The following is a 13,283-nucleotide window of genomic DNA, read 5'->3' as shown; positions in this document are numbered from 1 at the left end:
ATCTGAGACTTGCGGATCTGGGCTTTAAATATTAAGATTCAATAATTAAAAGAATATTAATTTTTCCTTCATCTGTTTCGTAGACTTCAATACTGCTTAAATCTAAATCGGATAAGTCATGACCCCAAATCCCATATTTTCCTTGAGTTTCATTTCTGTTTATTATTCCAGTTCTCTCATCTAATGGAATTGTTTTGATTTTTGAAGACTTTTCTTCTTCATTGTATATCTCATGATATTTTTTACTTATAGCAAGAATCAAATCTTTTCTACTGAAATAATTTGAATTTTTAAATTCAAAAATAGCAGGGTTATTTAGTGGATAATCAAAAATAATATTAATAGTTTGATATTTTATAATTTTTTCATCTGCATCAACTAATTGTTTAATTTGAGATTCAGGATTACTTAAGCTGATCCAGGGAATATATCCATCACTCCATTCTTTTTCCTGTTCTTTAGTTGCTTTTAATTTGAATTCAAATCCACTAATTAATTTTCCGGTATTTTGATACATTTTATTGGTTGCTTCCATTTCTTTTTTTTGGATAGCTTCAATATTATTTTCCTTTGAAGAACCAGAAGAACATGAATTGTGGCTATATAAATAGATAGTTAAAAATACTGGAAAAATATACTTAAGTTTCAATTTGTAGTTATTTATACTCATTGATTATAATACTTGAGTTGGTTACTTCTGATATTTTATTGTGCAAAATCGGTGACTTTGTAGAGCTGGTAATATTATTATTTTACTTAATATAATCCCCTGCAACAATAGATTTTTCCATTGTACTTACGATCTCAGAAACAGGAATCGTAAATATCCCGGCATTTCCTTTATCAAATTCTTTTTTCCAGTAAGAATATCCATCCATTTCAAGGGAGTCTGGTTTTTTGTAGGCCTCTTTTTTCAGGCTGATGACACTTTTGTTCAAAGCTTCTTCTGATAGGGGAAGATGGCTGAGGTTTTCTGCATACCCAGTAGGACTGGCAGGGTTTTTCATCTTCAAACCGCTGACAGAAATATGAATCACTTTTCCGGTTTCAGGATATTCTTCAATCTTTAATATGGTAAGGGTAGAACTTTTTTCGGTAGGACGGGTTTTGTAGTTCCATTGCTGGCCGACACGGTATTGGTCTTTTCTTGCACAGCTGAAGGACAGCAAGAATAATACTGCTATGAAAGTATAGAGTTTCATGAAGGGTTGGTTATTAGTTTTGTTTTTTTATTTCTGAATCAGCTGCTCCAGTCTGGCCATCATTTCATCTTTTTCTTTCAGCATTCTTTCGTACAGCGCAATTTTTTCTTCGTGTACTTTGATTAATTGATCTACAGGATTAAGTGTAGAATTATAGAAAATAGAAGCTGGTTGCTGACAATTATCGAAAGTATTAGAAATAATATTGATAGCCTGTTCTTCATCAAAATTCTGAAATGCTTCCACAGGAATTTTCAATACCTCAGAAATCCTTTTCAGCAAAGGATCTTCAATGGTTTCTTTCTGCTCCAAAAGCGAAATCTTCTTCTGGTTCCAGTCTTCCCCAAGATCAAAAGCCAAAGCCTCCTGCTTGATGCCCAACATCTCCCGAAAACGCTTGATATTTCTCCCCTGATGTATTTTTTTGTTTTGCATATTTGTGTACGTTATAGAAACAAATATAAGTAAAAGTTGGGGGATAGGAAATGGGGAGTGAGGGTATTTTAGATGATGGGATATAAAGAATCCGAAGTGGGAGACTTCGGATTTTGTTTTTATTTAAATATTCTAATAGTATAATCTAAAAGTTTATGCTACATGATGCAATCGTGAGGTAGCGGAGCGGATCTTGATAAATATAACTAGTTTACTGTAATTATAGTTTTTCTAATTCTTGTTTCAAGAAATTAAACAGATTTGTAAAATTATTTTCAGTCTCTTTAGAGAAGTTTAAAATAATATTTTTAATATATAACTCCTGTAAACTTCTATTTAATATGGTTTTATTGACTTGGGCATTATTATATATTTTTTCAATAATTTTCTCTTGATCTTTTATATTAATTAATTTTTCTAATTCCCATTTTTCCCATTGTATATTAATATCTTTAAGCGTAAATATTGAATTTACAATAATATCACCAAAAATATCTATATATCTAGTTTTTTGAATATTACCTTGCTTGTCATCATCGAGAATAACTATAAATTTTGAACCCCAACCTAAATATAAACTGATTAAAGTTTCTAAATTGCTGGCACTTGTCCCTGGTATAATATTTATGGTATTTTTAATCTTTAAGACTTTTTGAAAGTAATTCAATGTGTAAAAATCATTTTTCCCTTCTGTAATCGCAACCATTGGTACAAGTTCTAATGTTGAGGGCTTATAATCAAGAACTTCTAAAATTGGTTGGAAATAATTACTTTGATTAGGATGTTTTACTGCAAATTCCCGATATTTATTAATTTTTATATTAGTGTTTTTTGAATTAAAATCTTCTTCGTTTTCATAATCGATTGCTTCATTTTTAATTACAAATGTACTTTCTAGCCATTTTGGGTTTATCAAATACTGACTATGCGTTGTATATATAACTTTTGGAAGTTTTTCAAAGCTTTTTAAAAGTTCGGACTGAGCTGATGGATGTAAATTTGATGCTGGTTCATCAAATAGAAAAAGTGCATTTTTATTTTCTTTTCTATATGTTCTAAACTGAGTAAGTAAAATATATACAAAAAACCATCTAAAGCCAAGGGATCGCTCTGAGATCCTATATGTATCAACGTCATCTTTTATATTAAACTCTAAGAATGTGCCAATGTCATCTTTACCTGTTAGCAAAATAATTTCTTTCTCAGAAAGTTCTTTATTAAATATTTGATTCCATTTTTGAAAAATGACGGCTGTTAGTTTTTTTTGTAATTTACCTATTAAACTATTTAAATTTCTTTTATCATTGTCTTCACTAGAATTTATTCTTGTAATTAAATGATCATTTATATTTAGATCATTATTTAATGAATCTAATGTGTCTTGAATGATTTTTTGATAAAATAAATGTTTTTCATCCTCTGAATTATCATTGAGATATATTTTTTCAGGAAAGTCAAAAAGAAAATTAGGAAAGTACAATATGCTTGGAATATATTTAATTATATAATTATTGGCAATTAAAGCATCTGTATTTGCAAGCTTTTTATCTTTTCTGGCGGTTTTAGCTCTTCCAATAATATTATTATTCCATAAAAATTGATCCTTAGATTTATTATGTTTTGAATTTTCAAAATGATATTTTTGTGTGTACGTGATTTTTTATCAATTGTAGATACTAGTATTCCTTTTTTTAGGAATTCTTTTTTTATGTTTATTACATCGTCTTCATCCAATTCGAGACCCGCTTCGATCCAAATTGTTCCATTAAAATTATCTCTTTTATTTATAGGAATTAGACTATGAATATCTTTTACTTCATATTCTTTTAGCTCTAAAACATCTAATGATTCAGATTTATATTTAAAAAAATTTATTGCTTCTAAGATTGTAGTTTTACCGCTTTCATTGAGACCAACTAATGTGAAAATGTTACTTTCTGGGTTTTTGGACAAATCCAATGTTTCGTCCTCTATTCCTTTAAAGTTCTTGAATCTAAAAAAAGTAAATTTCATTAGTGTAGTTTTGATGGTTATAATTAATGTCTAATTTAAGCATTGTAATGATATTGTTATTGTGTTATATGCTTAAATTTTCTAAACTATTTAAATATTTATGTGTAAATATTAATCTTAATTAATGTTTTTGTATATTAAAAGTGAGACTATTGTCAATTCAATTTGCTAATATAAACGATTGACTTAATATATTATTATGGGAAACCATAAAACAAAAAACCGCCCTACAAAAAGCAGAACGGTTAGTATATTAAATTTGTCTCAGCGACACGCTATTACATCATTCCTGGCATTCCACCACCCATTGGCATAGCTGGTTCAGCGCTCTTCACTTCAGTGATAACACATTCAGTTGTTAAAAGCATTCCAGATACAGAAGCTGCGTTTTCAAGGGCAACTCTTGTTACTTTAGTTGGGTCAATGATTCCTGCTTCAAGCATGTGAACATACTCGTCAGTTTTCGCGTTGTACCCGAAGTCTCCTGATCCTTCTGCTACTTTAGCAACGATTACAGAACCTTCACCACCTGCATTGGCAACGATTTGTCTTAATGGCTCTTCGATAGCTCTCTTAACGATTTTGATCCCTGTAGTTTCGTCAGCGTTAGATCCTGAAAGATTGTCAAGTGCAGAGATGGCTCTTACTAAAGCAACACCACCACCGGCAACGATACCTTCTTCAACAGCAGCTCTTGTAGCGTGTAGGGCATCATCTACTCTGTCTTTTTTCTCTTTCATTTCTACTTCAGAAGCAGCTCCTACGTAAAGTACAGCAACACCACCAGCTAACTTAGCTAATCTTTCCTGAAGTTTTTCTCTGTCGTAGTCAGAAGTTGTAGTTTCCATCTGAGCTTTGATCTGAGCAACTCTTCCTTTGATTTTCGCTTCGTCACCACCACCGTTTACAACTGTAGTGTTGTCTTTGTCGATCGTTACTTTCTCAGCAGTTCCAAGCATATCTAAAGAGATGTTCTCCATAGTGAAACCTTGCTCTTCAGAAATCACCTGTCCACCTGTAAGGATCGCGATATCTTCTAACATTGCTTTTCTTCTGTCTCCGAATCCTGGAGCTTTTACAGCAGCAATTTTAAGAGAACCTCTTAGTTTGTTGACTACCAGAGTAGCTAAAGCTTCTCCTTCAACTTCTTCAGAGATGATTAATAGAGACTTACCACCTTGTGCAATTGGTTCAAGAACCGGTAGCAATTCTTTCATTGAAGAGATTTTCTTCTCTACTAAAAGGATATATGGGTTTTCAAGTTCAGCTAACATTTTCTCAGGGTTGGTCACGAAGTAAGGTGACTGGTATCCTCTGTCGAACTGCATACCTTCTACAACGTCTACGGTTGTATCAGTACCTTTAGCCTCTTCTACAGTGATTACTCCTTCTTTACCTACTTTTCCGAACGCTTCAGCGATTAAAGAACCGATGGTATCATCGTTGTTGGCAGAAATAGAAGCAACCTGCTTGATTTTTTCTGAAGAATCTCCAACCTCCTGAGATTGAGATTTAAGGTTTTCCACAACAGCAGTTACCGCTTTGTCGATTCCTCTTTTAAGATCCATCGGGTTAGCACCAGCCGCTACGTTCTTAAGACCTTCTCTTACGATAGCCTGTGCCAATACAGTAGCGGTAGTAGTACCGTCTCCTGCGATATCATTGGTTTTGGAAGCCACTTCTTTTACCATCTGAGCTCCCATGTTTTCTACCTTATCTTCAAGTTCGATTTCTTTTGCTACAGAAACACCATCCTTAGTTACGTGTGGAGCACCGAAAGATTTTTCGATTACTACGTTTCTCCCTTTAGGACCTAAAGTTACTTTTACTGCATTTGCTAATGCATCAACCCCTCTTTTTAGAGCGTCTCTTGATTCAATATCGAATTTTATTTCTTTTGCCATAATTTTTAAGCTTTGGGCTATAGGCTTTAAGCGATAAGCTTTTTACCTTTAGCAATTAATTATTATTTAATAATTTTTTTCTAAGTTGTATAAGTTTTTGCCGGGTTAAATTGAGCGTTGCATTAAGTGCTGCTATTTTATCTTCAGAAGTAAATCCTAAATCACAAGAAAGAAAAAGAAGATATTCGGTTTCGTTTGTAGAACCTATACTTATTTCTATAAATCTTGCAAATTCTTTATCTGTGGATCTGCCACAGCCTTCTGCGATATTGGTAGGAATAGAAACAGCGGCCCTTCTTATTTGAGAAGTAAGACCAAAAAACTCAGATTTAGGAAAACTTTCAGAAATAATATAAATTTCTTTTACCAATTCATGAGAAATTTTCCAGGTATCATATTTTTTGTAGTCTCTCATTGCCTACTGCTTATAGCTTAATGCCTGCTGCTTTTACCCAATGATTCCCAATAAATCAGCTTCTCTTACGATCAAATAATCTTTACCTTCCAACTTCAATTCAGAACCTGAATATTTACCATAAAGTACTTTGTCACCTACCTGAACCGTTGTAGGCTCGTCTTTTTTACCAGGACCTACTGCTACTACAGTACCTTCTTGCGGCTTTTCCTTTGCAGTGTCCGGGATAATGATTCCTGAAGCTGTTTTAGTTTCTGCTGCGATTGGCTCTACCAGAACTCTGTCTGCCAATGGTTTAAAGTTTACTGACATAATATATTTAATTTTTTAATTATTTCTGTGTTGTAATTCTCTAAATGTATGCCATGAGACGCTGATGGCTGAAATGGCAGATTTTTATTTCCGAATGTGAAAATTTGGCAGAAAAATTATTTTTTGCGGGCCGGAAATCCGAAAAGATAACTGGTTGTTACCGGTACTACAAACAACAGGACGGTAATGGCGGAAACTAAAATTTCCATGGTATGGCTGCCTAAGAAATGAGCGAATGCCGTAGCAGGGTAGAAGTGCTCGTATAAGGACAGGCTTAATTTAATTCCTAAAATAGCAATGACAATAAAAGCTGCCGTTTCCAGGAAAGGAAATACCTGCATCAAACGGACAAACCACTGCGCAATAAATCTCATGGCTAAAATTCCAATAAAAACCCCCAACGTAATCAGAAGTAAATTATCTGAAAAAGCGACTGCCGCAAAGACATTATCTATGGAGAAAGCAAGATCCATTACCTCCACAATAGCAACCGTTGCCCAGAACTGCCCCAGCAGCCCGATCGAATTTTTATACAGCCAGCTGGATTCTTTGTCCGGGTTTTCCTCCGGATTTTCTTCATCATTTGTGTTTTTTATTTTTTTGACAAACCAGTCAAAGGAAATATAGATCAGGTACAACCCTCCCAGTGGTTTCAGCCACCAGACGGAAATGAGTACGGAGGCGAAAATAAGAGCAAGCCCTCGAAATATATAAGCTCCAAGAATTCCATATTTCAGGGCTTTTTTTCTTTGATGTTCGGGCAGGTCCATGACGATGGTCGCCAATACGGCAGCATTGTCTACGGAGAGAAGGCTTTCGATAAGGATCAGATTGCCGATAATGGCTATCGATTTTGCAGGGTTTTGTAATATGTCATTGAGAAGGTGGGTAAAATCAGGAAACATCATTTTTTAAAGGAATAGAATTTTGATTAAGTTTTGAAATAATGGCAGCGGAAACCGAAATGCCGATGAAATTGGTGACAGATCTGGCTTCATTCATAAAGCGGTCTACACTGTACAGCAATGCAAGATCTGTGGTGGGAATTTTTCCAAACCTGCTTAGGGTAAACATCAGCGCAAGAAAACCTGATCCCGGTACTCCCGAAGCCGTTTTGGAAGCAATGGAAATGGTGATAAAAAGCCAGAAATAATCCTGTAACGTAAGAGGAATATTATATAACTGGACCAGGAAAATACACGATATTGAAAGATAAATGCAGGCGCCCGCCAGATTAAAATTGTATCCGAGAGGAATTATAAGACGAAGAATTTTCCGGTCATAGCCCTGAGATTCCATTTTATCAAAAATCATAGGGAATGCCATCTTGGAAGAAGAAGTAGCTACTACCAGAATAATTTCCTCTTTGATGCTGATTAAAAAATCCCAGAGATTGATCTTAAAGTAAGCCGTTACAATCCCTAATATTCCGAAAATAAAAAATACACTGGTAAGATATACGGTGGCCACAATTTTACTTAAGGGCAGCAAAGTATTGATTCCATATACAGAAATGCCATAAGCGATATTACAGAAAATGACTATCGGCAGAAACAGATACACATATTTGATGAGCCTGAAAAACAGATTTCTTCCTGCGTCTAAAGCTTTAAAGATGTTATTTCTCTTCTTCGAAACACCAATCACAATTCCCGCAGATATGGATATGAAAAGAAAAAGTACATAGTTGCTGATATGCAGTGGGTTGCTGGCCGTTGTTAAAAATCTTTCCGGAAGTGCCTTGTGCGAAGAAATAATAATTCCTGTGTTGGCTCCCGGCTTTAAAAGAAGACCGGACCCGATTCCCAATACAATGCTTATGGAAGTGATGATTAAAAAATACAGAACCATCTGGATTACAATTTTAAAAGCATTTTTAGTACTGAAAATATAGCTTACGCCATAGGTCACCGCAATGAAAATAACAGGAATGATCAGCACCTCAAGAAGCATAAAAAAGTAACTGCTTACCTTTTCCAGCTGTTTACCGACTTCCGGAAAATAATAACCCGTTAATGCGCCACAGATAATAGCCGTGAAAACATACAGGGTAAGGTTTCTTAAATAGGAGTCTGTAAATGTTTTTTGCTTAACAGTTTTCATCATTCACTTTTTTATAGATAATAAGATTACGAAATTCAAAGATATAACCTTATATAATACCAAGAATCAATGCACTCAGCAACATGATGACTGATGATCCTAAGGCCCACTTTAATGTATATTTCAAATGATCTGAAAACTCCACACCCGCCAGCGATACCAACAGATAAGTAGACGGAACCAATGGACTGAGAAGGTGAGAACCCTGCCCGATAAGACTTGCTCTTCCCAATATTTCCGGTGAAATTCCCAATTGATGACCGGTAGCAACGATAATGGGCAATATCCCAAAGTAGTAGGCATCATTGGATAGGAAAAAAGTAAACGGTATACTGAATAAGGCTGTCACAATATTCATATAACCGCCCCAGCTCTTAGGAACTATTTCTATCATACTGTTTCCCATTGCCTGCATAATACCCGATCCGTTCAGAATTCCCGTAAAAATTCCGGCTCCAAAGATCATTCCGGCCACTGATAGGGCATTTCCTGCATGTTTGGAAATGATTTTCTGTTGGTCTTTTAATTTTGGATAATTGATGATGGAAGCGATACAGAAAGCAATCATAAAGGCAATTCCTAAAGGAACAATATCAAGAATCATGACTACCAAAAGGGTAATGGTAAGGGCAAGATTGATCAGAATCAGTTTCGGGCGGCGAAGTGCAGGATCTGCTTCGCCAATAATATCATTGCTGTTGTAGCGTGTAAATTTACCATGTTTTGCAATTCGTATTTTTTCCCTTCTGCCCAAAATATAGGCAACAAATATAACCCACAGGATACCTATAGCCATAATAGGAATCATAGGCACAAATATTTCAGTGTGGCCAAGCTTCAGGGAACTCATTACCCTTGCTGTTGGTCCTCCCCAGGGAAGAATATTCATAATCTGCCCGGCAAGCATAATAATACATGTAAGAATCAGCGGATTCATTCCTTGTTTTTTATACAACGGAAGCATAGCGGCCACGACAATTAAATAGGTGGATGAACCATCACCATCCAATGAAACCAACGCAGTAAGAACAGCAGTTCCTATTGTTGTTTTGATGGGATTGTCGCCAACTGCTTTTAAAATTATATTCACTAACGGTTCAAAAAGCCCCGTGTCTATCATTAAACTGAAATAAAGGATGGCAAAGATCAGCATAACACCGGTCAGAGCTATTTCTTTGACACCGTTTTTCATCATGTCTCCCAACTGAGGACCAAAGCCTGCAAAAAGGGCTATAGTTACCGGCACAATGACCAAAGCCGTAAGCGGGGTCATCTTTTTGTTCATGATCAGGATCATGAAGATGAAAATCATTAAAAAACCAAGAAATGTAAGCATAGTTATCTATAAATATTAATGAGGTTATTGTTGTTTCTTTTTTCTCCAGTCAAAACTGTTTCTGAAGCCTATAAATCCGTAATTGCTTGTTTTTCCGGTTTCCATCTGATTGATAAAGGCCAGTTCCAGAGCAGAATTTTTGCCCACTTTTATTCCAAGGCCTGCGGTAATACGATTGCTGTCGAAAGGTTCTGCTTTATCCATATTCATTCTTATTTCATTTTTAAGAATACCGTAGAGTTTTTCTTTTTCTCCTTTTTTGTTGAAAGGAATGCGGACAGAGATCAGATACCGGAGTCTTACCTCGAATTCATCGGGGTTGCTGAGAAAACGCTCTTCCACCCTAAGGCGGTTGGAAACTGATGTCCTTCCGATATAATAATCAGCAGTTACCTGTTGGAATGGTCTCTTTTCATACCGTATTTTTTTAGAATCGTCAGCATTGTAAGATTCGAGGATCAGAAACATAGCTCCTGCAGCAGGTCTTATATTTTCAGCCACTTCATAATCTACATAAGCATTTACCAGAAAAAGTCTTGTGTCATAAGCCAGATCGAAGGAACGGTACTGGGTAAGTGCAGTTAAAGTACTTTTATCGGTAAGTTTTGCCGACATCAGGTACTGAAACCACATATTGTAATTATCTTTACTCTGGCTGTAAAGTCCGTTGAATAAGCATAATGATAAAATAAGGGTTAATTTTATATTGATTTTCATAGAATATTGGGTTAATATTGTACTTTTTCAAATATATTTATTAGAAAGAGCGGCTCTGGAATTTTTCAATCAATGACAGTTTTTCTCAACGAACTGCATTTTGAGACAAAAAGATATTTATATTTGAGGCGTTTCAAAATAAGGTATGGACTATGTTTTTAATCATTAATTTTATTTTTATATTATTGATTATCAGAATTTTATTTAGTGGTAAAATTCTGGAAAGCCTTATGAAATACCGTTGGAAATTTTTGTTGAGGTTTCAGCACATTTTTTTCCTTTTTATCTTCATTTTGATGACTTATTTCACCGAAAACTACTTCCTGGACTCAACTCAGTTGGTAATAAGCATTATTTTGAACACCATTTTCAATGTGGGAATTTACTATCTGGTGTACTATTATCTGGTTCCCCGGTTCTATTTGTCCAATAAATACCCGGAGTTTATCCTCTATGCTCTGATCCTCTTTCTGGGGTCCAGTCTTTTCAGAATTCTTTGGGAACCTGCCGTTTTTCAAATGGATTTCAGTGGTAAAGGCTACCACGTCGGGTTTTTGTATAACGTGTACATCTCACAGGGAATCATCATTCTGGTGGGTTCTTTTTTGGGAATTACCAAAGACAAATTTTTAATAGAACAGGATGTGATCAGCCTTGGAGAAGAAAAAGATCAGCTTTATCTTGATTTGCTGAAGTCTAAACTGAACCCTCATTTTTTGCTGAATACCCTTAATAATATCTATGCCAACAGTGTCACCCATTCGGAGAAGACATCGGATTCTATTTTGCAGTTGATCAAGCTTTTGAAATATATTATTTATGACAGCGGAAAAGAAAAAGTAACCGTTTCCCAGGAATTTTTTTCCCTGAAGGCACTTGCTGCTTTGTATCAGCTTAAATATAATGATCAGCTGGATATTGTCATGGATATCGAAGATCAGGAAGAATTTGACATTGCTGAAATTCCGTCTGCAATACTCCTTACATTATTTGAAAATGCTTTAAAACATTCAGCAATAGGGGAAGATGCTCATGGTTTTATCAGATTATTCTGTAATATCGAGCGTTCTGAACTGTATTTTGAAATTATAAATTCTGTCGGGAAAGATAGAACTCTTGTCGCTGAATCTGATTATCACGGGTTGGGAAATGAAGCCATAATTCATATATTGGAAAAATTTTATCCTGATCAGTATGAATTTTATTCCGGCCCGAAAGAAAATGATCAGTATAAAATTGCTTTAACAATTATTATCAATGGCTAACCTGACTATCGTTAATGTAGATGATGAATATCCTGCATTACAGCTTGTAAAACAATATTGTGATCAGCTTGAAGGAGTTGATCTGCTGGCTTCATTTCAGAAACCGGAGGAAGCGCTTGCATTTCTGAAGGCCCATAAAGTAGATCTGGTTGTTTTTGATATCAATATGCCTGGAATCAATGGAGTAGAGCTTTTGCAGCAGCTTCCTGATCCGCCGTTGTGTATTTTTCTTACCCTGGAAACAAAGTATGCCGTGAAAGCCTTTGAGCTGGATGTCGTTCATTATCTTATCAAGCCTGTGGATTTTGATACCTTTAAAAAAGCAGTCCATAAAGCAAGGGATTTTGTTCAGTTTAAAAGTTCGGCCGGCAGCCGGCAGCAGGAAGATTTTATTATGTTCAAATCCAATTATGTGATGAACAAGGTTTTCCTTAAAGATATTCTGTGGATACAGGGATTCGGTGAATATATTGTTTTGATGACGCCTTTGAAAAAATATATGATTCTGGAGAGAATGTCCAATTTTGAAGAGAAATTTCAGCATTTGGGATTTATCCGGATCCATAAGTCTTATATTGTATTATCAGAACATATTAATTCGTATAATTCCAGCCATGTTTTTTTGAAAAATGGTGATGAACTTCCTTTGGGAAGAACCTATAAAAAGAATGTAAAAGAACATTTAAGTTAAAAAGAGGTTGTTCCAAAGTGTCATTCTGAACGAAATAAAATGAAGTGAAGAATCTTATATGGTTAGAAGCAAGATTCTTCCTTCGTCAGAATGACAAAAGTCAAATTATTTAACCTTTGAGACAGCCTCTTTTTTTAGTTGTTATCTAAGGATTGAACTATGGGCAATATTGTCCAGGTCCGATCCACAGGATACATTGTCCTTTGTAATTGTACTCACAGCAAATACGTCCTGCTGCTCCGCCATTGATAGATTTCTGAGCATCTCTGCTTAATACTTTGGCATTTTTCATAGTTAAAAATATTTTGGTTTGTACATCCTGAGCATTTAAAGTCAATCAGGATTTTGACATTTGGTGTAAAAGAAGTATATCAAAGATACTGTTTTTCCTTGTAATGTGATATATTTTTGTTCGTGATTTTTTAATAAAATTTTGATTATCAGTTATTAAAGGTTTTTATCCGAAATCCGGAGCTTGAGAATATAAAACAGAAAAGCCGGAAAACTCCGGCTTTATTTTAATTGTTATCAGGTTGCAGATTAAGGACAATTTTGTCCCGGTCCGATCCATAAAGTACATTTTCCGTTTTCATCGCGTTCGCAGCATACAAGTCTGGCAGCAAGTCCGCCATTGATCGATTTCTGAGCATCTCTGCTTAGTAATTTGGCATTTTTCATAAGTAATATTTTGTTTTTTTTATCCTGAACATTTATTGTCAATCAGGTTTTTGACATTGATGTTGATGTTTATTCAAATATAAAACTTTTTAAGTCAGGTTGTTATATTTTTTTATAGACGGAAAACAGGTGTTGGTATTGTATAGAAGTTCAATTGATTCCTGAACTTTTGGTTAGGCAGATTTAAGCAAAAAAACACTACCTCATATTAA

Annotated in this window: 14 protein-coding genes and 1 pseudogene; 2 read left to right on the top strand and 13 right to left on the bottom strand. The window is 34.9% G+C overall.

Features of this window, described 5'->3' with window-relative positions; genetic code table 11:
- Positions 1-31: 31 nt before the first annotated feature.
- From V0410_RS12230 to V0410_RS12180, 11 genes and pseudogenes are all read right to left on the bottom strand, one after another.
- On the bottom strand, positions 32-670 hold the full coding sequence (locus tag V0410_RS12230; protein WP_330743373.1) for a hypothetical protein: 639 nt from the start codon (positions 668-670) through the stop codon (positions 32-34).
- Between the two features lie 82 nt (positions 671-752).
- The gene (locus V0410_RS12225) at positions 753-1,202 is read right to left on the bottom strand and encodes a hypothetical protein (RefSeq protein ID WP_330743371.1); all 450 of its coding nucleotides are present in this window, start codon (positions 1,200-1,202) and stop codon (positions 753-755) included.
- Between the two features lie 27 nt (positions 1,203-1,229).
- Positions 1,230-1,637: a helix-turn-helix transcriptional regulator gene (locus V0410_RS12220; protein WP_110008156.1), complete on the bottom strand. Its 408-nt coding sequence runs from the start codon at positions 1,635-1,637 to the stop codon at positions 1,230-1,232.
- A gap of 220 nt (positions 1,638-1,857) precedes the next feature.
- Positions 1,858-3,650 (bottom strand): annotated as a pseudogene (locus tag V0410_RS12215) (ATP-dependent nuclease).
- Positions 3,651-3,928: 278 nt separating this feature from the next.
- A complete protein-coding gene (groL, locus tag V0410_RS12210) occupies positions 3,929-5,554 on the bottom strand; it encodes a chaperonin GroEL (RefSeq protein ID WP_062675889.1) in 1,626 nt (541 codons plus the stop codon).
- A 55-nt stretch (positions 5,555-5,609) separates the two neighbouring features.
- The gene (locus V0410_RS12205; protein ID WP_330743363.1) at positions 5,610-5,969 is read right to left on the bottom strand and encodes a four helix bundle protein; all 360 of its coding nucleotides are present in this window, start codon (positions 5,967-5,969) and stop codon (positions 5,610-5,612) included.
- Positions 5,970-6,002: 33 nt separating this feature from the next.
- Positions 6,003-6,281 (bottom strand): co-chaperone GroES, encoded by a 279-nt coding sequence (locus tag V0410_RS12200; RefSeq protein WP_002976538.1) that lies wholly within the window; start codon positions 6,279-6,281, stop codon positions 6,003-6,005.
- 116 nt (positions 6,282-6,397) lie between these two features.
- Positions 6,398-7,189 (bottom strand): TerC family protein, encoded by a 792-nt coding sequence (locus tag V0410_RS12195; RefSeq protein ID WP_330743351.1) that lies wholly within the window; start codon positions 7,187-7,189, stop codon positions 6,398-6,400.
- The gene (locus V0410_RS12190) at positions 7,176-8,387 is read right to left on the bottom strand and encodes a cation:dicarboxylate symporter family transporter (protein ID WP_330743349.1); all 1,212 of its coding nucleotides are present in this window, start codon (positions 8,385-8,387) and stop codon (positions 7,176-7,178) included. Before V0410_RS12190 ends, V0410_RS12195 begins: the two co-directional genes overlap by 14 nt.
- 46 nt (positions 8,388-8,433) lie before the next feature.
- Positions 8,434-9,720: a CitMHS family transporter gene (locus tag V0410_RS12185; protein WP_330743346.1), complete on the bottom strand. Its 1,287-nt coding sequence runs from the start codon at positions 9,718-9,720 to the stop codon at positions 8,434-8,436.
- A gap of 24 nt (positions 9,721-9,744) precedes the next feature.
- Positions 9,745-10,437: a DUF2490 domain-containing protein gene (locus tag V0410_RS12180; protein WP_330743344.1), complete on the bottom strand. Its 693-nt coding sequence runs from the start codon at positions 10,435-10,437 to the stop codon at positions 9,745-9,747.
- A 296-nt stretch (positions 10,438-10,733) separates the two neighbouring features.
- Here V0410_RS12180 and V0410_RS12175 point away from each other — a divergent pair, with 296 nt between their 5' ends.
- Both V0410_RS12175 and V0410_RS12170 read left to right on the top strand, forming a co-directional pair.
- Entirely contained in the window at positions 10,734-11,702 is a 969-nt protein-coding gene (locus V0410_RS12175; protein WP_330743342.1) for a sensor histidine kinase, read from the top strand.
- The gene (locus V0410_RS12170; protein WP_330743340.1) at positions 11,695-12,393 is read left to right on the top strand and encodes a LytR/AlgR family response regulator transcription factor; all 699 of its coding nucleotides are present in this window, start codon (positions 11,695-11,697) and stop codon (positions 12,391-12,393) included. The genes V0410_RS12175 and V0410_RS12170 overlap by 8 nt, the downstream gene beginning before the upstream one ends.
- Positions 12,394-12,550: 157 nt before the next feature.
- On the opposite strand, the gene V0410_RS12165 is transcribed toward V0410_RS12170, so the two are convergent.
- Together V0410_RS12165 and V0410_RS12160 are read right to left on the bottom strand one after the other, a co-directional pair.
- On the bottom strand, positions 12,551-12,685 hold the full coding sequence (locus V0410_RS12165) for a hypothetical protein (RefSeq protein ID WP_330743338.1): 135 nt from the start codon (positions 12,683-12,685) through the stop codon (positions 12,551-12,553).
- A gap of 248 nt (positions 12,686-12,933) precedes the next feature.
- The gene (locus V0410_RS12160; RefSeq protein ID WP_330743336.1) at positions 12,934-13,071 is read right to left on the bottom strand and encodes a hypothetical protein; all 138 of its coding nucleotides are present in this window, start codon (positions 13,069-13,071) and stop codon (positions 12,934-12,936) included.
- Between the last annotated feature and the right edge of the window lie 212 nt (positions 13,072-13,283).

It is taken from the genome of Chryseobacterium sp. CP-77 (genome assembly GCF_036362765.1).
Taxonomy (GTDB): Bacteria; Bacteroidota; Bacteroidia; order Flavobacteriales; family Weeksellaceae; genus Chryseobacterium; species Chryseobacterium cupriresistens.
Note: the sequence above shows the minus strand (reverse complement) of the source record. Positions and strands in the feature narration are given on the sequence as shown.